The organism is Actinomycetota bacterium, assembly GCA_030776725.1.
In the GTDB taxonomy this organism is placed as follows: Bacteria; Actinomycetota; Nitriliruptoria; order Nitriliruptorales; family JAHWKO01; genus JAHWKW01.
Genome location: JALYHG010000176.1, coordinates 1 through 21,658 on the forward strand (window position 1 = coordinate 1; position 21,658 = coordinate 21,658).

Sequence of the window (21,658 nt, forward strand, 5' to 3'; positions counted from 1 at the left end):
AGACGGCGTCGCGGAGCGGGCCGGAACGGTCGGTCATGGGGTCTCCTTCGTGCGCGGCGGTGGTCGGGACGCAATGGAACAAGGTCGGGCCCGGGCGACGCCAATCGGGCATCGCCTCGGCGCCGCCGTCGCACGTCCCTTCGCCCGTGCCGGCGCTCGCGTCCCGCCCCTCGACGCTTGTAGTTTCGCGGTGCCGGCAGCCAGGAGCGAACAACGTGGATGGCAGGGAGACTCTGTGGAGGGCGTTGGGGACGGCGGCGGCGATCGCGGCCGCTGCACTCGTCCGCAACGCAGCGACCGCTGCGTGGAAGCGCACCCGGGACGTCGACCCCCCGGCGAACCCCGCGTCGCCGTACACGCGGTGGAGCGAGGCGATCGCGTGGGCCGCGCTGACCGGGATGCTGGTCGGAGTCGCCCGGATGCTGGCGTCGCGGGGCGCAGCGGAGGGTTGGCGCCGCGCCACCGGCGTCTACCCGCCGGGACTGGAGGAGGTGGCCTGACCGGGTGCCGGCGCGCCTCGTGACGGCCCGCCTCGTGACGGCGCGGGACGTCGCGGAAGCGCCGACGACGGTCAGCGGGTGGTGGGCCGGCCGATGCCCACCAGGTCGGAGCGGTGCACCGTGCGGTCGTTGATCCGGACGCGCTCACCGCTGTAGGGCGCCTCCACGACCTTGCCGTTGCCGATGTAGAGCGCGACGTGGTGGATCGGGCTGCCGAAGAACATCAGGTCACCGGGTCGCAGGTCCGAGCGAGGCACGCGTGCGGTCACCTGGTACTGCATCCGTGAGCTGTGTGGCAGCGCCACCCCCGCTTTGGCCCACGCCCACTTCGTCAGGCCGGAGCAGTCGTAGGCGTCAGGGCCTTCCGCTCCCCACCGGTAGGGCTTGCCGACCTGCGACAGCGCCGCGTCGACCGCGGTCTGCGCCCGGTCGCCCGCCGGCGGTGGCGGATCTCGAGGCTCGGACCGGGTGGGGGGAGCCGGCGGGGTGGTGGCGCGTGTCGTCTCGGTGGCCCGTCGAGCCGCCTCGCGAGCCGCTGCCTGGGCCCGCTGGTGTGCCTGGTGCGCGATCCGTTCGCGCTCCACTCGCTCGCGCTCGGCACGTTCGCGGGCTTCGCGCTCGGACCGCTGTCGTGCGAGCCGTTCCTCCTCGACCCGGACCGCCTCGGCGTGGGCGTCCTCGGCGTCCGCGACGGCCTGGCGCAACTGCTCCACCTCTCCGCGTTGCGTCGCCAGCAAGCCCTCCACACGGTTGCGCTCCCCCGCCAGCGACCGTTCCGCCGCGGCGGCTTCGGCCCGGACGGTCTCCAACCGCGCCAAGTGCGCCGCCCGGACGCGACGGTCGCCCCGGAGCGCGTCGACCACCGACAGCTGCGCCTGAGCGGCCGACCGCAGCAGCGTCAACCGGGTCTGGGCCTCCGCCGCGTCACCGGCGTCCAGAACGACCGCGATCTGGTGGGTGAGCCCCTGCCGGTACAGACGCCGAGCGAACCCGTCCGCCAGGTCCTGGCGCTCCTGCATCGCGGTCTCGAGGTGCTGGATCTCGGCCACGACCTCCGCCATCTGGCGGCGGACCGCGGTGAGCCGCTCGTTGGCTTCGTTGTAGGACTCGACCGCCAGCTCCGCCGCGCGGGCCAGCTCGTCGAGCCGGTGCGCCGCCCGACTGGCGGCGCGGCGGGTCTCGTCCACCCGCCCCTCGGTGTCCTGCACCCTCTGCGGGTCAGCGCCAACGGGGACGACCGAGCCGGCCATCACCACCGCGGCGAGCGCGACCGAAACCGCCACGCATCGGTTGCCGCCCCGCGCCATCCGCCCCACCGTCCGTCGGCGCCCCTCGGGGAGACTAACGGGTCCGCGCTGGCGCTCCGAAGCTCCTAGACCGGTGGCCGAAGAACGCGCGGTAGCCTCGCCGCCAGCGAGGGTCCATCCAGTGGGGGTCGGTACTGACACAGGTCGTCCTCATCCTCGTGGTCCTCGCCCCATCGGTGATCCTCCACGAGGTCTCGCACGGCGCGGTGGCGTTGGCCTTCGGCGACGACACGGCCAAGAGGGCGGGGCGGCTCACGCTCAACCCGGTCAAGCACATCGATCCGTTCGGGACGGTCCTGCTTCCGCTCCTGCTGGCGGTCACCACCGGAGCCGCGTTCGGCTACGCCAAACCGGTTCCCGTCAACGCCGCACGGATGCGACGCCCGCGCGACCACGGGCTCGTGGTCAGCCTGGCGGGACCGGCCGTGAACATCGTCCTGGCGGTGGCCGCGGCGCTCGTCCTGCGTGCGCTGCTCACCAACCCGGCACTGGCGGGGATGCGCCAAGGTGATGCGCTGCTGCAGGCGGTCTATGCCTTCGGCTGGATCAACGTGATCCTCGCCGCGTTCAACCTCATCCCCCTCCCGCCGCTGGACGGCTCGGCTGTGATCGAACGTTTCCTGCCGCGCCGCTGGTTGCCGGCGTGGGCGCGGCTCCGGTCGTACTCCATGGGTTTGCTGCTGATCGTGGTCCTGCTGCTGCCGGGTGCGCTCAGTCGCGTCTTCGGCGTGGCGTTGGAGCTGTGGCAGCTGCTGCTGTGACACGCTCACCGGGGTTCCGCCGGTAGCGTCCCCGCATGTTGCCGCCGTCTCTCCGCCTCCGCCACGCCGCCGTCGCCGTGTTGATCGCCGCCGCCGTGGTCACCGGCTGCCTGCCGGGATCCCCCGAGGGTGCGCCTGCTGGCACGCCACAGGCGTCGCCGTCCGACACGAACTCGGGCGCCGACGGGGAGCCGGCCGTGTCGCCGTCGGCGACGGATACGGCTGGGCACGGGCCGGCCGGACCGCCACCGACCCCCGACGAGGTGATGGGAGCCGATCCGTCGACCAGCACACGACCATCCTGGCTCGGCACGCGAGTGCTGCCGCTGCGCGCGGATGGCTTCGGCGAGGTCCAACCGACGCCGCCTGAGCTCCGCGACCGCCGGTTCCCGCCCCCCGAGGGCGTCCCGCGGGCCGAGACCGACCGCTTCGTGGCCACCATCAGCGACGTGCCCGAGGAGGTCGTGGCGCGCTCGACGTGGTCGCCGACATGTCCGGTCGCCGTGTCGGAACTGCGCTACGTCACGCTGTCGTTCTGGGGGTTCGACGGGCGGGCGTACCGCGGGGAGCTGCTGGTCCACGCCTCCGCAGCGCAGCCCGTTGTCACCGTCTTCGAGCGGCTGTTCGAGGCTGGCTTCCCGATCGAAGAGATGCGCGTGGTGTCCCGCGACGAGGTCGACGCGCCCCCCACCGGGGACGGCAACAACACCACGGCGTTCGTGTGCCGGCCCGCCCGTGGGGCGACCTCTTGGTCGGAGCACGCCTACGGCCTGGCGGTCGACATCAACCCGTTCCACAACCCGTACGTCAAGGGCGACCTGGTCCTGTCGGAACTCGCGTCCGCCTACACCGACCGCGGCTGGGAGCGGCCGGGGATGATCGTCGCCGGCGACGTCGTGACCGAGGCGTTCGCCGCGATCGGCTGGGGTTGGGGCGGCGACTGGCGTACGAGCGTCGACTGGATGCACTTCTCGCGCAGCGGTCGCTGAAGCGGCGGCAGGAGCCGTCAGATCTGGTGGTCGATCAGGGCGGTCAGCCGCTCCAGTGTCCGCTGGGTCAGGCTGCGCTCGTCCCAGCGTCCTGGCTGCATCTCCTCGCTCCAGGTGAGGTCCTCGTCGAAGTGGGCGTCGAGCACCTCGACCACGTTCCGGTCGAAGATCACGGCGTCCACCTCGTCGTCCTCGGAGAACGACCGGCTGTTGAAGTTCGACGACCCCACGTTCGCCACGACGCCGTCGATGGTCATCACCTTGGGGTGCAGCATGGTGCGCTGGTAGTTGTAGATGCCCACCCCGCACTCCATCAGCTGCTCGTAGCACTGCTCACCAGCGATCTGCGCGACCCGCTTGTCGGCGTGGACACCCGGAAGGAGGATGTCGACCTCGACGCCTCGCCGGGCGGCCGAGCACAGCAGGTCGAGCATGACATCGTCCGGTGAGAGGTACGCCGTGGTGATCCGGATCCGTTCCTGGGCGAGCTGGATCAGGGCCCGTTTGAGCGTGGTGATGTTGCTCCAGCCGGCCTCCGCTTCCCCGCGGATCACCTGCACCACCGAATCGCCGACCTGCGGCTGTTCGGGGAACCGGTCGCGTTCGTCGAAGATCGGGCCGTGGGTCTCGGCCCAGTTGTCCACGAAGGCGGCGCGCAGACCGTCCACCGCCGGTCCCCGGAACCGGAAGTGGGTGTCACGCCACTCGCGGTGGTCGCGGGCGTCACCTTCCCACTCCTCGGCGATGCCGACACCGCCGGTGAACGCGACCTCCTCGTCACAGATCAGGACCTTGCGGTGGCTGCGGTGCGTCGCCTCGGTGATGCGCTCCCAGCTGGTGGGTGGACGGAAGAAGCGGACGTCGGTGCCGGCGTCCTGGAGCATGTCAACCAGGTCGTCGTCCATCAGGCGCGCCCCGAACGCGTCGAGCAGCACCCGCACGCGGCAACCGGCCTTGGCGCGGTCCGCCAGCGTGTGCGCCATCTTCTGGGCTATGTTGCCTGTCCAGTAGACGAACGTGAGGATGTCCACCGTGTTGGTTGCGGCGCCGATCGCCTCCAGCATGGCGGGGAAGATGTTGTCGCCGTTGCGCAGCACCGTGACCTCGTTGCCCTCGGTGGCGGGCACGCCGAGGAGGCCCTCGAGGTGGCGTCGGCACCGGTGCGTGAACGTGGCCCGTTCGTCGGCCATGGGTACGAGCTCCCGCCGCGTACCCGGCTGACCGTACCGGCGAGCGTCGAGCTCCGGTGACGTCGGCCCGGCCGGACGCCACAGCGACGATGGGGCATCCCGAGCACCGTGGGGAAGTGGGGCACCGTTGAGCGGTCGCGGGTGGGTGGTCCTGGCCGCGAGCGTGGCGCTGGCGGGGGCGGCCGTCCCGGTCCATGGCGCGGAGCCGCCAGACGCGGTCCGACGACGGTTGGAGGAGACACGTCGCGGGCTGGCGGACGCGGGCGGGCAGCTGTCCGACGCCGACCGCAAAGTGCAGCACGCGCGCGCCGAGCTGGCGCAGATCGACGAGATCCTGGCGGTGGAGTCCGCCGAGCTCGGCCGCCTGGAGACCGAACGGGCCGCCGCTGAGGCCGCCTACCGTCGAGCGTGGGAGCGTACTCAGGTCGCGACGGCGCAGCTGGCCGAGCGCGACCGCGAGCTGTCCGCACTGGTCGATCACAGCGCCCTCGCCCGCGCTCGGCTCGACGCACGTGCAGCCACCACCTTCAAACACGGTGCCCGGGCCTGGCCCAGCGCCCTGTACGCGTCCTTACTCGGCGCGACCGACGCGCACCACATGGCGGTCGGGGTGCGCATCGTGGAAAGGTCGTTGGCTGCTGACGACGAGGTGCTGCGCTCGGCGCGGGTGGTGACGATGCAAGCGGCACGCGCGCGGCGGGAGGTCGCGGCCCTGCGTGCGGAACGCCAGCGAGAGGAAGCCCAGGCGGCCCAGGCGCGCGCCCGCGCCGACGCTCTCACCAAGCGCCAAGCACAGGTCACCGCCAAGGTCGGCCACGAGCGCGAACGGCGAGCGGCGATCGTGGCTTCGACCGAAGCGGACCGCGAGGCCAGCGCAGCCCTGGTCCGCCAGCTCCAGGCCGCCGCGGCACAGCTGTCCAACCAGCTGCGCGCCGCGATCGACGTGCGCTGGGAGGATCTCGAGATCGACGGCCCCATGCCCGAGTGGGCGGACCGTCTGCCCACCCACGCTCGCAGGTGGGCCCCTGCGGTCGCGCAGGCGGCGACGCAGGCGGGGCTGGACCCGCGGCTGTTCGCGGCCGTGGTCTGGGCCGAATCCGCCTACCACCCTGGCGCCGTGTCACACGCCGGCGCGTTGGGTCTGGCGCAGTTGATGCCGACGACCGCGGCCCGGCTGGGCGTCGATCCTGCGCATCCGCTGCAGAACCTCGCCGGCGGGGCGCGCTACCTCTCCCAGCAGCAGGCGTCGTTCGGGTCCGTGGAGCTGGCCCTAGCCGCGTACAACGCCGGCCCGGGTGCCGTGGTTTCCCACGGGGGCATCCCACCGTACGCCGAGACGCAGTACTACGTCCTGGCGGTGTTGCGCTACTACGAGCGCCTCATCGCCTGATCGCCTTCCGTGCGATCCGCACCGGCGCTCGCGGTGCGCGCGGCCGGAAGCGGCGACCTCGGTTACGGTAAGGGGCGGCTCGTGCGCCGCGGGGGCTGCGATCCGCACTTCGGCTGCGAGCAACAGCGATGATGAGGAGCGTGAACGCGTGGATGACGTCGACATCCCCCAAGCTCGAGCCGAGATCGCGGAGCTGTTCGAGCGTGGCGCTCAGCGCGGCTACCTGCTCGCCTCGGAGCTGACCGAGCTGCACGACCCGCTGATCGACGAAGAAGACCTCGTTGAGGAGCTGGCTCAGCAGGCGCGTGAGCTCGGGATGGTGGTCGTCGACGACCTCACCCAGGACGGTGACCATCCCACACCCCGACCGCTGAGCGCTTCGACCGACTCGGTCCGCCAGTACCTCGACGGCATCGGACGGACCGCTCTGCTCACAGCCGAGGAGGAGATCGACCTCTCGAAGCGCGACCACGCCGGTCGGGCCGCGCGGCACATGATGGACGACGAGACGCTCACGCTCAGCGCGCAGCGCAGGGCCACGCTGTGGAAGCTGGTGCGCGACGGCCAACGGGCCCACGAACACATGATCCGCGCGAACCTGCGACTGGTGGTGTCGGTGGCCCGCCGTTACCGGGGCCGGGGGCTGAGCCTGCTTGGCCTGATCCAGGAGGGGAACCTCGGTCTGATCCGGGCCGTCGAGAAGTTCGACTACAAGAAGGGCTACAAGTTCTCGACGTACGCCACATGGTGGATCCGTCAGGCCCTGACGCGCGGGACCGCCAACAAGGCCCGGGTCGTGCGGCTCCCGGTCCACGTGCACGAGATGGTCGGGAAGATCCGCCGCGTCGAGATGGACCTGCTGCAGATCCACGGCCGTGAGCCCACCGACGAGGAGGTTGCCGACGAGCTCGGCCTCGAGCTCGAGCGGCTCCGCGAGATCCGCCAGGCCTCCACCTCGATCGCATCGCTGGACAAACCGGTCGGCGAGGAGGGCGACACCACGATGGGTGAGCTCGTCCCCGACGAGGACGCCATCGACCCGGAGGCCGTCGCCGCGTTCAAGCTGGCCCGCGACGACGTCGCCGCGGCGCTGTCATCGCTCGACGAGCGCGAGCGGGGCGTGCTGATGATGCGTTTCGGGTTGCTGGACGGGCGCACACGGACGCTGGAGGAGATCGGCGAGTTCTACGGTGTCACCCGCGAGCGGATCCGCCAGATCGAGAAGAAGACGCTGACCAAGCTTCGCCACCCCGCCCGCGCCGACAAGCTGCGGGGACTGGTGGAAGCCGCAGCGCAGACCCAGGGCCTGCCGTTCTAGGACCCCGCCTGGTGGTGTGACGATCTGTTCCCGCAGCCGGGAACGACCCAGCACACCGACGGGTCGCAGTGCGGTGGTGTGACGATCTGTTCCCGCAGCCGGGAACGACCCGGCACACCGACGTCGCGAGACCTCAGTGGCGGATCCCACGCGCCCGATCGAGGCGAGAGGCGACCGCCCGGTACAGCGGCGCGGCGACGTGGCGGACCACCACGATCCCGCGGTACCAGCGGGGAACGGTCCGCTCGACCTTGCCGCGCACGAGCGCGTCGAACACCGCCTCGGCGACGTCGTCGGGCTCCCCGATCAGCGGACCCAGCCCGCGGCGCCTGAGCCCGTTCTGCGGGAAGCCCTCCGTCTCGATGAACCCGGGATTGAGCTGGCACACCGTCACGCCACGAGCAGCCCACGAGAAGGCCAACGCTTCGGAGACGCCGACGACCCCGAACTTGCTGGCCGCGTACGCGGCCGGCCCGATCCCGAGCTTCCCAGCGACCGACGCGACGTTGATGACGCGGCTCGGGGCGGATTCCGCCAGCAGGTCGGCGAACGCCGCGAGACACCGGAACGTGCCCAGCAGGTTCACGTCGAGGGTCTGCAACGCGTCGTCGAGGTCGTCGCGCTCCCAGAACTGCCCGCCCGGAACCCCGGCGTTGTTGATCAGCGCGTGGCAGACACCGAACTCGTCGCGGACCCGGTCGGAGAGCGCATCGACGGCGGCCACGTCGGTCACGTCGGCCGCGTGCGCCACGACGTTGGGTTCCGCGTCGGTGAGCTCGCGCAGCCGTTCCTCGCGTCGAGCGACGCCCACCACCGTCATGCCAGCCGACGCCAGCCGACGCGCGGTGGCGCGACCGATCCCGCTGGAGGCGCCGGTGACCACCGCGACCTTGCCGTGCGGATCCCACGTCACGTCGCGCTCCTCAACCGATGCTGCGGTGGTCCAACCTGGCCAGGTACGGGCGTCGCTCGGCGGACGTCAGCTTCCGCGTCGTCGACCCCGACATGGCAACCCGACGGCTGGACGCAACCGATGTCGACGCTAGCGCAGCCCGATCTTGCGGGAACACGCTGGCCAGGCGCCCCACCCCTGTCGCGACTGCAGCAGCTCAGCGCGGTAGATCTGCTCCCACTTCGAGTGCTGGTGCGGGTAGCCGGCTCCCCCGACGGTGCGCCACGACGACAGCGAGAACTGCAGCCCGCCGTAGTAGCCGTTCCCGGTGTTGATCGCCCAGTTCCCACCGGATTCGCAGCGAGCCAACGACTCCCAGGTCGACAGGGGATGGTGGTAGGTGTAACGGCAGTCCGGCGACGAGTTCGGCGCACAGCTGGGTTCCGGAGCCGGTGGTGGCGGCGGTGGTGCGGGACGCGGAGCCCCGGCCAGTGCCGCCTCGAGCTCCTGGTGGACGAACCCGCTGACCGCGACCGGTCCCCCGACCAGGACGCCGCCTTGGAAGTCCGTCCCGTCGCTGCGCAGGAACGCATCGACTCCGTCCGCCAGCTGCCCGGCGGGCACCAGGACCAGCGGAGCGGACCGGCGCGCCGCCAGCGCCCCGGCGCCCAGCGCGTCCGGGAAGTCCTCCCCGGAGGCGAACACGACCTGTTGGCCGTCGAGCGGGCCGGCACCGCCGACTCCGTCGAGGGCGGCCTCGGCCACCTGCACCGACGTCGCGAACCGGTCGCTCCCGGCGGCCCGTTCGACCGGGATGTCCATCCCGGCGATCTGCTGGACGACCGTGTCGCTGACCGCACCCGGCCCGCCGAGGACCATCACCCGGTCGGGTGCCAGCTGCTGCAGCGCGTCGCGGGTGGCGTCGGGCAGGTGACCATCGGCAGCCAACAGGGTCGGCGCCGGGGAGCTGAGCCCCGCCAGCGACGCTGCTGACAGCGCGTCCGGCCACGCGTCACGGCCGTCGGCGCGGCTACCCACCGCGACCGCCACCAGCGGGACGTCCCCACCGGCGTTGACCTGCCCGGCCACGACCGCAGCGGTGTGGTACCGGGTCGGCCCCGAGACGCGTTGCACCGCGTACCCGCCCGCCCGCAGGTGCTGCTCGACCGCGGGCGTCACCGCCTTACCGCCCCCGAGGATGGTGACGTCGGTGGTGCCCAGTGACCGCAGCGCCTCCCACACCGGCACCGGGACATGGTCGGGTGGGGTGAGCAGGACCGGCCCCTGGCGTCGAGCCGCGAGTGCAGCCCCGGCGATCGCGTCGGGGTAGTCGGAGGCTGTGGCCAGCAGCACGTGCGGGGCGTGGCCCCACGCCTGCGTGGCGACCGCCACCGCCGTCGACACGCGGTCGCGGTCGTGGACGCGCTGGACGCCGGACGCCGCGTGCGCAGGGTCCGCCCCCACCAGTTGGGTGACGGCGAGCGCGACCGCGACGAACACGGCCGGGAACGCGCGGAGAAGCCGCGGTCGTCGAGCAGACACAGAAGACGGCATGGAGGATCTCTCGTTCGGGGAGGGGGGAGGAAGGCGACGGCCGCGTCGAACGCGAGCGCTTCACATCGCGGCCCACGCTTCGGCAGCGCCGCACCGATGGTGGAGCCTCAACCCCAGATGTGCTAACAAGAGTGCGCAGAGCGCATGCTGCAGTTAGCTCACCGGACGCTCACGCGCAACGTCCAGGCCGCGAGCACCACCGACAGGGACACGACGCTCAGCGCCACTCAGCGCCACTCCTCGTCGCCGCCGTCGGGGCGACGGCGTCACGGCGGCCAGGCAGGACCCACACCCCGGTTCGCACCGTTGCCACGGCCGTGGCTACCGCACCCGACCAGGTTGGCCGATGCTGGTGGTGACGAGGCGACCGACGACCGTAGGACGTGACATGGCAGCGCAGCCCCACGAGCACCAGGCTCTGCTCGCCGTGAAGCTCGCGCTCGGGGTCGCCACCCCCCGCGACATCGAGCAGCTCCGAGAGCTGCACGCCAGCGACCAGGACCAGCGCGCCGCCTGACCGCATCCCGTCGGGGCGGGAGACCGCAGCGACGGGCGCTCCGACGGTCTCACGAGACCGGCGCGGACGCCGGCGAGGCCGACAGCGACGGTTGCTCGTTCGACGACCTTTACTTCGATGACCTCTACTTCTTGGACGACTCGAAGTAGGGGCTGTCCCCGGCGGCGTGATCGGTGACGTCCACGATGTTGCGGATCTCGGGGACGGCATCGCGGATCGCCACCTCGATCCCCTGGGTCAGCGTCACCTTGGCCATCCCGCAACCTTGGCACCCGCCCGACAGGCGGAGGTAGGCGGTGTCGTCCTCGACGCCGACGAGTTCCGCACGTCCGCCGTGCGCAGCGATGCTCGGGTTGACCACCGCTTCGAGGATCTGCGCCACGCGCTCCGCGAGCGGACCGCTGAGGTCACCGACCTGGCCACGCATCTGCGGGCTCTCGGGCTTGTTGGGGTTGGTGACGACCACGGCGCCGTAGACGGGATCACCTTCGATGGCGATCGTCGCGCCGCGCAGCTTGTCGACGTCGTCCGCGGGGATGACGATCGACAGGTCATCGTGGTGCTGCACGACGTCGCTGGGCTCGGCCAGCTCGAGCCGATCGATGCGGATCTCGTGGTCGTAGCCGCGTGGACCGAACCCGCTGACGGACACCCACAGCCCCATCGCCTCGGGCTGGGGTTCCTGCGCCCGCACCCGCAGGATCTTCTCCTTGGCGTTGGGCGTGATCTGCACGATCGGTTCGGTTGTCATGGGACTGTCGGTCATGGATGCCCTCCGCGCGGGTCGACGTCGCCTGGGCGGGACCGCGCACGTCACGTACGGTACCGCCGTGCGCCGCATCCTTCTGCTCCTGCCCTCGTCCACGTACCGCGCCGGGGATTTCCTCGATGCCGCCGCGCGCCTGGGGGTCGAGGTCGTGATCGCTTCGGACGAGCGTCAGGCCATGGCCGACCGGATGGGCGATCGGGCGCTGCGGATCGATCTGGGCGACCCTGACCGCGCCGCACGTGCGATCGCCACGCACGCACGCACCAACCGGATCGACGCTGTCATCGCGGTCGACGACCAGGGGGTCGTGGCCGCAGCGCAGGCCGCGGCCGCGCTCGGGATCCCCCACAACCCGCCGGGCGCGGTCGCCCGCACCCGTGACAAGGTCGCGCTGCGTCGGGCGCTGGCTGGGCGGGTGCGCCAGGCCGACTTCCGCGTCGCCGCATCAGGCGACGACGTCGCCGCGCTCGCCCGCACGGTCGGGCTTCCATGCGTGGTCAAACCGGTGTCGCTGTCAGCCAGCCGCGGGGTGATCCGCGCCGACACCGCGGAGGATGCCGCGACCGCCGCGGCACGGATCCGGCGGCTGCTCGGATGCGCTGACGCCGATGCGGACGGTCCGTTGCTGGTCGAACGGTTCGTTCCCGGCGAGGAGGTGGCCGTCGAAGGGCTGCTACGCGGCGGCCACCTCGACGTGCTGGCGGTCTTCGACAAGCCTGATCCGCTCGACGGGCCCTACTTCGAGGAGAGCCTGTACGTCACGCCGTCGCGGAAGCCGGCGGACGTCGTGGCCGAGATCGAGCGAGTCACCGCCGACGCGGCGACCGCGGTGGGCCTGCGCGAAGGTCCCGTCCACGCGGAGCTACGGGTGGGACCGGACGGGGTCGTGACGTTCCTGGAGCTGGCCGCGCGCTCCATCGGTGGGCTGTGCGCCCGTGCGTTGCGGTTCGGGTTGGGCGTGCAGCTCGAGGAGCTGATCCTGCGTCACGCGCTCGATCTGCCGCTGGACAGGCTGCGACGTGAGCCGGACGCATCCGGCGTGATGATGCTCCCGATCCCCCACGCCGGCGTGCTCCGCGCCGTCCAAGGCCGCGACGCTGCCCGCTCGGTCCCCGGCATCGTCGGGCTCGAGATCACCGTCCCGACCGGGCGTGCGGTGGCGCCGCTGCCCGAGGGCGACCGCTACCTGGGTTTCCTGTTCGCCCGTGGCCAGACCCCCGCGGACGTCGAGCGCTCGTTGCGCGAGGCGCACCGCCAGCTCGACGTGGTCATCGCCGCCCCGGCCGATCAACGCACCGCCTGACGGCGCCGCCACGCTCGTGCGCCTGACCCCGGATCCCGCCAGGGATGACGCGCCACCGGGACGGCCGGGGCCACCCCGGCGCCGGGTGCTGCAGACGGCGCACGGCACCCGCGTCGAACCCTTCGGTGCGATCGAGTGGGGCTTGCTCGCCGGGATCGCCGCGATCTGGGGCTCGTCGTTCCTGTTCATCGCCATCGGACTCGAAGCGTTCGCCCCCGGGGTCGTGGCGGGGGCTCGCCTGACCCTGGGGGTGGTCGCACTCGCGCTGGTGCCCCGTGCCAGAAGCAGCGTCCACCGCGACGACTGGCCACGGGTGGCGGTGCTGGGGCTGGTGTGGATGGCCGCCCCGCTGCTGTTGTTCCCCATCGCCCAGCAGTGGGTCGACTCGTCGGTGGCCGGGATGATCAACGGGGCGGTGCCGCTGTGGAGCGCGCTGATCGCGACGCTGTTGCTGCGGTCCCTGCCCCGACCGACCCAGGTCGCCGGCCTCGCCCTCGGGTTCCTCGGCGTGGTCGCGATCATGTGGCCCAACGCGTCCGGGTCGGACGCCTCACCGCTGGGCGTGGCGCTGCTGGTGGTCGCGGTGGCCCTCTACGGCCTGGCCACCAACCTCGCCGTCCCGCTGCAGCAACGCTACGGCAGCGCTCCCGTGCTGCTCCGCGCCCAGCTGGTGGCGCTGATGGTGATCGCCCCGGTGGGGGCCGCGTCCGTGCCGACCTCGACCTGGAAGTGGAGCAGCGCCCTGGCCATGGTCCCCTTGGGGGTCCTGGGCACGGGGCTGGCGTTCGTGGGGATGACCACCCTGGTCGGGCGGGTCGGTGCAGCGCGCGGGTCGGTGGCGATCTACTTCATCCCCGTCGTCGCGATCGTGCTGGGGGTGACCGTCCGTGGGGAGACGGTGCACCCGCTCGCGCTGGTCGGGACGGCGCTGGTCCTGCTCGGGGCGTGGCTGACCAGCCGCCGCGAGCGCCGCCGAACCGACGCCGGGTCGACGGTCGTGGTCGGCGCCCCCGTCCCGCCCGACGTCAACCCGTGAGCCGCTGGTAGAGGTCGGCCGTCCGCTCGGCCACAACGTCCCACGTGAAGCGGTCCAGCACCCGTCGGCGGCCAGCTCGACCCATGCCGGCGGCGCGGGAAGGGTCGGCCAGGAGCTCGTCGATGCGGGTGGCCAGGTCCCGGGCGAACCGCTCGGCGTCGGCTGGCTCCGACGCGTCACCGGACTCGAACGGGACCAGCAGGCCGGTCTCGCCGTCCACCACGATCTCGGGGATCCCACCGGTCGCCGTCGCCACGACCGGGGCGCCACACGCCATCGCCTCGAGGTTGACCAGCCCGAACGGTTCGTACACCGACGGGCACACGAACACCGTCGCGTGCGAGAGGACCGCGACGACGTCGGCGCGGGGCAGCATCGCCTCCTCCCACACGACCCCGCCCCGCGCCGCACGGAGCCGGTCAACCCGAGCGCGGACGTCGGCGGCGATCTCGGGCGTGTCGGGCTCGCCGGCCAGCAGGACCAGCTGCGCGGGGCGCTCCAGGAGCTCGACAGCGCGGAGCAGGTGTGGCAGGCCCTTCTGGCGGGTGATGCGGCCGACGAACACAACCGACGGCTGATCGGGGTCGACGCCCAAGCGGCGCAGGACTCCGCGGTCGGGTTCGGGCCGGTACACGTCCGGATCGACGCCGTTGTGGATCACGTGGATGCGGTCGGGCGGGATCTGCGGGTAACAGGCGAGCACGTCGGCGCGCATGCCGTCCGACACCGCGATCACCGCGTCGGCATCCTCCAGCCCGGTGCGCTCACAGAAGCTGGACACCGCGTAGCCGCCGCCGAGCTGCTCGGCCTTCCACGGGCGCAACGGCTCGAGGCTGTGGACGGTCGCCACGTGCGGGACCTCGTACAGCAGCTTGGCCAGGTGCCCCGCGAGGTTCGCGTACCACGTGTGGGTGTGGACCAGGTCGGCGCCGGCCACCCCGGCGGCCATCACGAGATCCACCGACATGGTGCGCAAGGCGGCCAGGTGTCGTGCACCGCCCGCCAACGCCTCCCACGGCTGGTACGCCGCGGCGACCAGCGGGTCGCTTCGGGCGGGCCCGAAGCAGTGCACCGCGACATCGACGTGCTCGGCGAGCGCGGTGGCGAGGTGCTCGACGTGCACGCCAGCGCCCCCGTACACCTCCGGCGGGTACTCGCGGGTGACGATCGCGGTCTTCACGGGGAGTCGGCGTCGGCCGCTGCAGGCACCCGCTGCCCCTTGGCGATCACCACGACCCCGCCGTCGGAGACGGTGAACCGCTCGCGGTCGAGGTCCGGGTCGACCCCGATGCGGGCACCGTCTCCGATGACCACGTTCTTGTCGACGATGGCGTTGCGGACGACGGCGTTACGGCCCACCACGACGTCCTGCATCAGCACCGACCCTTCCACCTCGGCGTACGCGTGCACGAACACCCCCGGCGACAGCACCGAGCGCCGCACCGTGCCGCCCGAGACGATCACCCCGCCGCTGACCATCGAGTTGAGCGCCTGTCCTCGGCGCCCGTCGTCGTCGAAGACGAACTTGGTGGGCGGCAGCGACCCCAGCCAGGTGTGGATCGGCCAGTCGCGGTTGTACAGGTTGAAGACCGGGTGCACCGATACCAGGTCCATGTGTGCCGCGTAGTAGGCGTCGACGGTGCCCACGTCGCGCCAGTAGCCGCGGTCGCGCTCGGTGGCTCCCGGCACGTCGTTGGCGGCGAAGTCGTACACGTGCGCCTGGTCTGCTGCCGTCAGCATGGTGATGATGTCGCGGCCCACATCGTGGTCGCTGTCCTCACGCTGGGCATCGCGGGTCACCGCATCGACCAGCACATCGGTGGCGAACACGTAGTTGCCCATCGAGGCGAACACCTGGTCCGGTGCGTCCGGTAGGCCCTGCGCGGTCGACGGCTTCTCGTGGAAGCCGGCCATACGGGTGCCGTCCCCCGGCTGAACCACCCCGAACCGGGACGCGTCCTTCCGCGGGGCGCGGATCGCCGCGACCGTCACCCCCGCCCCGGTGGCGACGTGCTGCTCGACCATCTGGCGCGGGTCCATGCGGTAGACGTGGTCGGCGCTGAACACGATCACGTGATCGGGACGCTCGTCGCGGATGATGTTGAGGTTCTGGTAGATCGCGTCCGCCGACCCGGCGAACCACCGGGCCCCGTGGCGCATCTGCGCGGGGACCGGCGTGACGTAGTTGCCCAGCAGCGGTGACAGCCGCCAGGTCGTGGAGATGTGCCGGTCGAGGCTGTGGCTCTTGTACTGGGTCAACACCACCAGGCGCAGGTAGCCGCCGTTGACGAGGTTCGACAGGGCGAAGTCGACCAACCGGTAGCTCCCGGCGAAGGGCACCGCCGGCTTGGCCCGGTCGGCCGTGAGCGGCATCAGCCGCTTGCCCGCCCCGCCGGCGAGCACGATCCCGATCACGTGCTGGTCGGCCACGCGTTCCTCCTCACAGCAGCCGCAGTTCCGCGATCGGCGCGCGGCCCAGGAAGCCGGTCTCGACCGGGTGGTACCAGGCGAGGTCGTCCTCGCCCTCCAACCAGCACAGCAGGACCACGCCCTGCACCGCCCGGGCCGGGAAGTCCAGGAGCGCCGGGGCGATGCCCTTGACCTGCACGCCGTGCTCGGCGAACCAGGACAGCTCGTCGTGGACACGGGCGTCCAACGCCTTCAGCTCCGGCACGCCGCCAGCAGCCGGACGGTTGTCGCGCAGTGCCCGCTCGAGCTGGCGAGCCTCGGACGTGAGCGCCGCCACCGTCCGGATCCGCGCCCGCGCCTCGGGCAGCAGCGTCCGGGCCTCCTCGAGAGTGAAGGTCCGCTCCATGCGGCCCAGTATGGCCGGTGCAGTATGGCCGGTCGAGGTGGTGGCGCACGGCCGCGAGGGGACGGCCAGGCCGCCCCCTCGCGGTCCCCCCGTTGGCTGCGACGTCCTAGACAGCGCCCCGCGGAGCGTGCGGTAGACCGTACAACCGGCCAGTCCAGCGAACCACGGTCTCGACGCCGGCCGTTCGTCGGCGGCACGGGAGGTGGTTAACCTCGGTGGCGTGCGTGTCCTGGTCGTGTCCACCTACGAGCTCGGTCACCAGCCGCTGCACGCCGCGGTTCCTGCCGCGGCCCTTCGCGACGCCGGCCACGAGGTCCGCTGCCTCGATCTGTCGGTCCAGCGGTGGGACCCGGCCCTGATCGACTGGGCCGGTGCCGTCTGCTTCTCGGTCCCGATGCACACCGCGATGCGACTGGCGGTGGCCGCGGCCACCGTCACGCGTCGCCAGCGCCCCACCCTCCCGATCTGCTTCTACGGTCTGTACGCGCCGGTGAGCCGTGACCACACCGTCGGTCGCGTCACCGACCGGGTGATCGCCGGCGATTACGTCGGGGCGCTGGTCGGGTGGGTCGCAGGCCTCGCTGGCGACGTCGACGTGGCAGACCGCGTGACCGTCCAGCTCGGCCGCGGCCGGGTGAAGCCACCGCTGCCTGCCCGCGACCTGCTTCCGCCGCTCGACTCCTACGCCCACCTCGCGTTCGGCGGCCACGAACGTCGGGTGGGGGCGGTCCAGGCGACCGTCGGTTGCAAGCACCGGTGCCGCCACTGTCCCGTCCCGACCGTCTACGGCGGACGCTTCCGGGCGGTTGACACCGCCGCCGTCGTGGACGACATCGCCCAGCTGGTCGAACTCGGCGCCGGGCACATCACGTTCGCCGACCCGGATTTCCTCAACGGCCCCACCCACGCGCTCCGGGTGGTGCGCGCGATGCACGAGCGCTGGCCGCAACTCACGTTCGACTGCACCACCAAGGTCGACCACATCGTCGAGCACCCTGAAGCCTGGCCGGTGCTGGCGGAGTCGGGCTGCCTGTTCGTGGTGTCGGCGCTGGAGACGACCAACGACACGATCCTCGCCCGGCTCGACAAGGGTCACACCACCGCGCAGGCGCGTCAGGCGATCGCGTTGCTGCGCTCGTACGGGATCGAACTGCGGCCCTCGTGGCTGCCGTTCACGCCGTGGACGACGCTGGGAGACGTCCACGACGTCGTGACGTTCGTGGCCGACCACGATCTGGTCGGCAACGTCGACCCGGTCATGTACACCATCCGGCTCCTGCTCCCGGAAGGGTCGCTGCTCCTCGACCATCCCGACCTCGCCCCGTACCTGGGCGACTACGACGCCGAGAGGCTGACGTACCGGTGGACCGCCGCGGATGCGCGGGTCGATGCGCTGCAGGCCGAACTCGCCGAGCTGGTGGCCGAGCGCACCGCCGACGGGGCGAGCGCCGAGCGGATCTTCGTCGACGTCGACGCGGCGGTGGCGGCAGCCGCAGGGGTCACCGGCGGGCGTCCGCAGATCCTGACCGGCTCGGTGCAGGGACGCCCCAGGCTGACCGAGCCGTGGTTCTGCTGAGCGGAGCCCACCGAGCAGATGGCCGGTCCGGTCATCCCCGATGCGACACCCGATCCGGGGTGAGCGTCCCGTCGCCGCCGGGGACGGCCTAGACGCGGTCGAGGGCCGTGACGACGTCGTCGGGGAGGTCCACGGAGGCTGCGGCGAGGTTCTCCTCGAGATGCTCCAGCGACGACGTCCCCGGGATCGGCAGCATCACGGGAGAACGGGCCAGCAGCCACGCCAACGCCACCTGCGCGGGCGTGATGGCCTCGCGGGCAGCCAACCCCGCCAGGGGACCGTCGTCGCTGGCCAGCTGGGCGGAACCCAGCGGGAAATACGGGATGAAGGCCAGGCCCAGCTCCGCACAGGCCTCGAGGACGTCCTCGTGCTCGCGGTGAGCGAGGTTGTAGCGGTTCTGCACCGACACCACGTCGACGATCCTGCGAGCGGCTGCCAGCTGGTCGACGGCCACGTTGGACAGCCCGATGTGGCGGATCTTCCCGGCGTCCTGGAGCTCTCTGAGCGCCCCGACGGTCTCTTCGTACGGCACGGCGGGGTCGGGAGCGTGCAGCTGGTAGACGTCGATCGTGTCGACGCGTAGCCGGCGCAGGCTCCCGTCGCAGGCGGGCTTGAGGTGGTCGGGGTGGGCGTTGCGCGGCCACTGTCCGGGACCGGGGCGCTCGAGCCCACCCTTGGTGGCGATCACCAGGTCGTCGGGGTAGGGGTGCAACGCCTCGGCGATCAACGTCTCGTTGACGTGCGGGCCGTACGAGTCGGCGGTGTCGATGAAGTTGACACCGAGCTCGACCGCTCGGTGCAGCACCGCCCGGGCAGCGTCGACGTCGTCGGGCGCTCCCCACACCCCCGGGCCGGTGAGGCGCATCGCCCCGAACCCCAGTCGGCGGACCTCGAGGTCGCCGAGGGTCACCGTGCCGGCGGTCGTGTCGTCCAGAGTGGCCACGCTCATCGGCGATCCCGTTCGTCGATCCCGGGCCACGCTACCTCCCAGGGGTGGTCCCACAGTTAGGTTCCTCGCAGGCCACCACGGAGGCGTATGCGGATCCGTCGCCTGCAGCTGTCCTACCCGCTGGATCTGGCGGGCACGCTCGCGCCGCTGCGCACGGGGACGGCTGATCCCACCGTCCGCCTCGCCCCCCGTGAGGCGTGGTGGGCGGTGCGGACTCCCGACAGTGCAGGGACCCTTCACCTGGTGTGCACGCCCCCGACGGTGGTCGCCGCGGCCTGGGGTCCCGGCGCCGCGTGGCTCCTCGACACCGCCCCGGAGCTGCTCGGCGCGGGCGACCACCCGGAGGGCTTCCGTCCCGCCCACCCACTGCTGGAGCGCCTGCACCGCCGCTCCCCCGGCCTGCGGCTGTGCCGCTCCCACTGTGTGGTCGATGCGCTGCAGCGTGCGGTGGTCGAGCAGAAGGTCACGTCGATCGAGGCCAAGCGGGCCTGGCGGCGGATCGTGGTGAGGTTCGGGGAGCCGGCACCGGGACCCGGTCGTCTGCTGCTCCCCCCGGCCCCGGAGCTGCTGGCCCAACAGCCCTACTTCCGCTTCCACCCGCTGGGGTTGGAGCGCCGCCGGGCCGAGACCTTGCGTCGCGTCTGCGTCCACGCCGCCCGGCTCGGAGACGTCTCGACGCTGGACCCCGGCGAGGCGACCCGCCGGCTGTTGGCCGTGAACGGGGTCGGCCCCTGGACCGCGGCGCTGGTCGTGCGGACCGCGCTCGGCGACGCCGATGCCGTTGAGGTCGGCGACTACCACATCCCCAACCTGGTGGCGTGGAACCTGGCCGGCGAGCCACGAGCCGACGACGCACGGATGCTCGAGCTGCTCGAGCCCTACCGCGGCCACCGCGGCCGGGTCGTCCGCCTGCTGTGTCTCAGCGGGCGGTGGGCGCCCCGGTTCGGCCCCCGCCGGCCGCTGCGCCGGCTCGAGGCGATCTGAACGGCGCCGCCGGCAACGGGCCGGCGACGATCAGCGATGCGAGCGCTGCGGCGTCATGCTTTTCCCGTCGTTGCGTCGCTCGAGGATCCTCATGACTTGCTCCTTAGTGCTGCCACCAGCACGGCGAGGGCGACGAGCTCGGCGACGATCCCGGCGAGACCCACCGCGTCGCCACAGGGGAACCCGAACCTGCGCCGCCACCACGCGGCGAGCGCCACCGCGGTGGTCACCGCGCCCGCCGCGGCCACGCCGCCCACGATCACCGCACCGGTCAACGCAACGCCGGCTGCGCGCGCCGCCGCCGCGGCGATCATCGTGGCCGACCCGACCGCGACCCACCGCACGCCGGCGGTGGCGGTCGGTACCAGGTCGCTGCTCAGCGACCCCGCCCCGGCAGGCAGCCGCCCCAGCGTCCACACCATCGCGAGCCGCCCGGCGGTGGGGACCGCGACCAACGCGGCCGGCACGGTCGTTGCCAGGAGCGCGAACCGGGCCAGCAGCACGGTGCCGACACCGGCGGCGCCAACGGCACCCACCCGCGGATCGCGGATCACGTCGCGGGCGTCGTCGCCGCGCCGACCGGATGCCCACGCATCGGTGACGTCGCCGACGGCATCCAGGTGCAGCCCGCCGGTCAGGATCAGGTCGGCCACCAACACCGCCGCTGCGCCCACTGCCGCCCCGCCCAGCCCACGCCCCGCCACGGCCGCCGCCCACCAGACCAGCCCGACCACGGCTCCCGCTGCGGGGAACGCCGCCAGGGCCCGGCGGCCGGGACCGAGCGCGCTGCGCACCGGCAGGACGGTCAGGAACGCCAACGCGGCCCTCACGGCAGCTCCTCCCGCAGCTCGGCGAGGGTCGTCACGTCGTGCAGGAGCCGGGCGGCGCCCCGCACCACCGGGACCGCCAGGAGCGCTCCGGTGCCCTCCCCCAGGCGCAGCTGGAGGTCCAGGAGCGGGACCAGGTCCAGGTGCGCCAGCGCGATCGCCGCCCCGGGTTCGACCGAGCGGTGACCGGCGATGACACAGTCCGCCACCGCCGCGTTCAGCGCGACCGCCACCAGCGCGGCCGCGACGGTGGAGATCCCGTCGAGGATCACGGGGACGCCCTCGGCCGCGGCGGTGAGCACCACCCCGACCAGGGCGGCGTGCTCGAGACCGCCCAGGGAGGCCAGGACAGCCAGCGGGTCACGGTCGTCGCCGTGGCGCTCCAGCGCGCCGCGGACCACGGCCTGCTTCCACGCCAGCGTCGCGTCGTCGATCCCCGATCCGCGGCCGGTGACCTGCTCGGGTTCGGCGCCGGTCAGCGCCGCGACCAGACACGCCGCCGGCGTGGTGTTGGCGATCCCCATGTCCCCGGTGAGCAGCAGGTCCGCCCCGGCGGCGAGCAGCTCGTCGGCCACCCCGGCTCCGGCCAGGACCGCCCGGGCCGCGTCGTCGCAGCTCATGGCCGGGCCGTCGAGCAGGTCGTCGGTGCCGTCACGGACGCGGGCGGCGCGGAGCAGCGGATGGGAGGCGACCGGCCCCGCCACGCCGACGTCCAGGACGGTGACGCGTGCGCCGACCGTCGCCGCCAGCGCGTTCGCGGCGGTGCGTCCCTGGCAGAACGCCGCCACCATCTGACGGGTCACGTCCCGCGGCCAGGGCGTCACACCCTGGGCGTGCACGCCGTGGTCGCCCACGGCGATGACCAGGGCGGGGTCGGTGGGTACCGGCGGGGGGCTGGTCCCGGCGACGGCGGCGAGCTGGGCGCCGAGGCGTTCCAGCCCACCCAGGCTCCCCGCCGGCTTGGCCAGCGCGGCGTGGCGC

18 protein-coding genes and 3 pseudogenes are annotated in these 21,658 nt (G+C 72.5%); 9 read left to right on the top strand and 12 right to left on the bottom strand.

The features are described from left to right. The first annotated feature begins 215 nt into the window (after window positions 1-215). Window positions 216-500, top strand: a complete 285-nt coding sequence (locus M3N57_08130) for a DUF4235 domain-containing protein (protein ID MDP9022652.1) — start codon at window positions 216-218, stop codon at window positions 498-500. A gap of 71 nt (window positions 501-571) precedes the next feature. On the opposite strand, the gene M3N57_08135 is transcribed toward M3N57_08130, so the two are convergent. Further along, window positions 572-1,807, bottom strand: coding sequence for an NlpC/P60 family protein (locus M3N57_08135; protein MDP9022653.1), 1,236 nt, complete (start codon window positions 1,805-1,807; stop codon window positions 572-574). A gap of 176 nt (window positions 1,808-1,983) precedes the next feature. On the opposite strand from M3N57_08135, the gene M3N57_08140 reads away from it, so the two are divergent. Next, window positions 1,984-2,568: a site-2 protease family protein gene (locus M3N57_08140; protein MDP9022654.1), complete on the top strand. Its 585-nt coding sequence runs from the start codon at window positions 1,984-1,986 to the stop codon at window positions 2,566-2,568. A gap of 266 nt (window positions 2,569-2,834) precedes the next feature. After that, window positions 2,835-3,557, top strand: coding sequence for a M15 family metallopeptidase (locus M3N57_08145; protein MDP9022655.1), 723 nt, complete (start codon window positions 2,835-2,837; stop codon window positions 3,555-3,557). Window positions 3,558-3,574: 17 nt separating this feature from the next. Here the strand turns inward: M3N57_08145 and M3N57_08150 are convergent, their stop codons facing one another. After that, window positions 3,575-4,747 carry a phospholipase D-like domain-containing protein gene (locus M3N57_08150; protein MDP9022656.1) on the bottom strand — a complete coding sequence of 391 codons (1,173 nt, stop codon included), beginning with the start codon at window positions 4,745-4,747 and terminating at the stop codon, window positions 3,575-3,577. Window positions 4,748-5,786: 1,039 nt separating this feature from the next. Between M3N57_08150 and M3N57_08155 the strand changes: the two are divergent. Next, a pseudogene (locus M3N57_08155) lies at window positions 5,787-6,137 on the top strand (lytic transglycosylase domain-containing protein). Window positions 6,138-6,285: 148 nt separating this feature from the next. Further along, window positions 6,286-7,455 (top strand): sigma-70 family RNA polymerase sigma factor, encoded by a 1,170-nt coding sequence (locus tag M3N57_08160; GenBank protein MDP9022657.1) that lies wholly within the window; start codon window positions 6,286-6,288, stop codon window positions 7,453-7,455. A gap of 133 nt (window positions 7,456-7,588) precedes the next feature. Here the strand turns inward: M3N57_08160 and M3N57_08165 are convergent, their stop codons facing one another. From M3N57_08165 to M3N57_08180, 4 genes and pseudogenes are all read right to left on the bottom strand, one after another. Further along, a complete protein-coding gene (locus tag M3N57_08165; GenBank protein ID MDP9022658.1) occupies window positions 7,589-8,368 on the bottom strand; it encodes an SDR family oxidoreductase in 780 nt (259 codons plus the stop codon). Between the two features lie 129 nt (window positions 8,369-8,497). Further along, window positions 8,498-8,744, bottom strand: a pseudogene (locus M3N57_08170) (transglycosylase family protein). Window positions 8,745-9,568: 824 nt separating this feature from the next. Continuing rightward, window positions 9,569-9,901, bottom strand: a pseudogene (locus tag M3N57_08175) (cell wall-binding repeat-containing protein). Window positions 9,902-10,542: 641 nt separating this feature from the next. Further along, window positions 10,543-11,169, bottom strand: a complete 627-nt coding sequence (locus M3N57_08180) for a NifU family protein (protein MDP9022659.1) — start codon at window positions 11,167-11,169, stop codon at window positions 10,543-10,545. A gap of 79 nt (window positions 11,170-11,248) precedes the next feature. Here M3N57_08180 and M3N57_08185 point away from each other — a divergent pair, with 79 nt between their 5' ends. Then, complete coding sequence (locus tag M3N57_08185; GenBank protein ID MDP9022660.1) at window positions 11,249-12,490, top strand: ATP-grasp domain-containing protein; 1,242 nt, start codon at window positions 11,249-11,251, stop codon at window positions 12,488-12,490. 85 nt (window positions 12,491-12,575) lie between these two features. Beyond that, window positions 12,576-13,526, top strand: a complete 951-nt coding sequence (locus tag M3N57_08190; GenBank protein MDP9022661.1) for a DMT family transporter — start codon at window positions 12,576-12,578, stop codon at window positions 13,524-13,526. On the opposite strand, the gene glgA is transcribed toward M3N57_08190, so the two are convergent. The 3 genes from glgA to M3N57_08205 all read right to left on the bottom strand — a co-directional run bounded on the left by glgA (window position 13,516) and on the right by M3N57_08205 (window position 16,341). Next, window positions 13,516-14,706 carry a glycogen synthase gene (gene glgA, locus M3N57_08195; protein MDP9022662.1) on the bottom strand — a complete coding sequence of 397 codons (1,191 nt, stop codon included), beginning with the start codon at window positions 14,704-14,706 and terminating at the stop codon, window positions 13,516-13,518. The genes M3N57_08190 and glgA overlap by 11 nt on opposite strands. Further along, window positions 14,703-15,899, bottom strand: coding sequence for a glucose-1-phosphate adenylyltransferase (locus M3N57_08200; GenBank protein MDP9022663.1), 1,197 nt, complete (start codon window positions 15,897-15,899; stop codon window positions 14,703-14,705). Before M3N57_08200 ends, glgA begins: the two co-directional genes overlap by 4 nt. Window positions 15,900-15,966: 67 nt before the next feature. Further along, the gene (locus tag M3N57_08205; GenBank protein ID MDP9022664.1) at window positions 15,967-16,341 is read right to left on the bottom strand and encodes a DUF2203 domain-containing protein; all 375 of its coding nucleotides are present in this window, start codon (window positions 16,339-16,341) and stop codon (window positions 15,967-15,969) included. Window positions 16,342-16,561: 220 nt separating this feature from the next. Between M3N57_08205 and M3N57_08210 the strand changes: the two genes are divergently transcribed. Next, on the top strand, window positions 16,562-17,917 hold the full coding sequence (locus M3N57_08210) for a CUAEP/CCAEP-tail radical SAM protein (protein MDP9022665.1): 1,356 nt from the start codon (window positions 16,562-16,564) through the stop codon (window positions 17,915-17,917). Window positions 17,918-18,005: 88 nt separating this feature from the next. Here M3N57_08210 and M3N57_08215 read toward each other — a convergent pair whose 3' ends face one another. Beyond that, entirely contained in the window at window positions 18,006-18,866 is an 861-nt protein-coding gene (locus M3N57_08215; GenBank protein ID MDP9022666.1) for an aldo/keto reductase, read from the bottom strand. A gap of 87 nt (window positions 18,867-18,953) precedes the next feature. Here M3N57_08215 and M3N57_08220 point away from each other — a divergent pair, with 87 nt between their 5' ends. Further along, entirely contained in the window at window positions 18,954-19,850 is an 897-nt protein-coding gene (locus M3N57_08220) for a DNA-3-methyladenine glycosylase 2 family protein (protein MDP9022667.1), read from the top strand. Window positions 19,851-19,939: 89 nt separating this feature from the next. Here the strand turns inward: M3N57_08220 and M3N57_08225 are convergent, their stop codons facing one another. Both M3N57_08225 and cobT read right to left on the bottom strand, forming a co-directional pair. Then, on the bottom strand, window positions 19,940-20,680 hold the full coding sequence (locus M3N57_08225) for an adenosylcobinamide-GDP ribazoletransferase (protein MDP9022668.1): 741 nt from the start codon (window positions 20,678-20,680) through the stop codon (window positions 19,940-19,942). Beyond that, on the bottom strand, window positions 20,677-21,658 hold a 982-nt coding region (gene cobT, locus M3N57_08230), incomplete at its 5' end, for a nicotinate-nucleotide--dimethylbenzimidazole phosphoribosyltransferase (GenBank protein MDP9022669.1). The genes cobT and M3N57_08225, both read right to left, overlap by 4 nt.

Coding starts and splice junctions, on each gene's coding strand:
- M3N57_08135 (MDP9022653.1), bottom strand. CDS start 1,807: ATGGCGCGGGGCGGCAACCGATGCGTGGCGGTTTCGGTCGCGCTCGCC.
- M3N57_08145 (MDP9022655.1), top strand. CDS start 2,835: ATGGGAGCCGATCCGTCGACCAGCACACGACCATCCTGGCTCGGCACG.
- M3N57_08150 (MDP9022656.1), bottom strand. CDS start 4,747: ATGGCCGACGAACGGGCCACGTTCACGCACCGGTGCCGACGCCACCTC.
- M3N57_08180 (MDP9022659.1), bottom strand. CDS start 11,169: ATGACAACCGAACCGATCGTGCAGATCACGCCCAACGCCAAGGAGAAG.
- M3N57_08200 (MDP9022663.1), bottom strand. CDS start 15,899: ATGCCGCTCACGGCCGACCGGGCCAAGCCGGCGGTGCCCTTCGCCGGG.
- M3N57_08205 (MDP9022664.1), bottom strand. CDS start 16,341: ATGGAGCGGACCTTCACTCTCGAGGAGGCCCGGACGCTGCTGCCCGAG.
- M3N57_08215 (MDP9022666.1), bottom strand. CDS start 18,866: ATGAGCGTGGCCACTCTGGACGACACGACCGCCGGCACGGTGACCCTC.
- M3N57_08220 (MDP9022667.1), top strand. CDS start 18,954: ATGCGGATCCGTCGCCTGCAGCTGTCCTACCCGCTGGATCTGGCGGGC.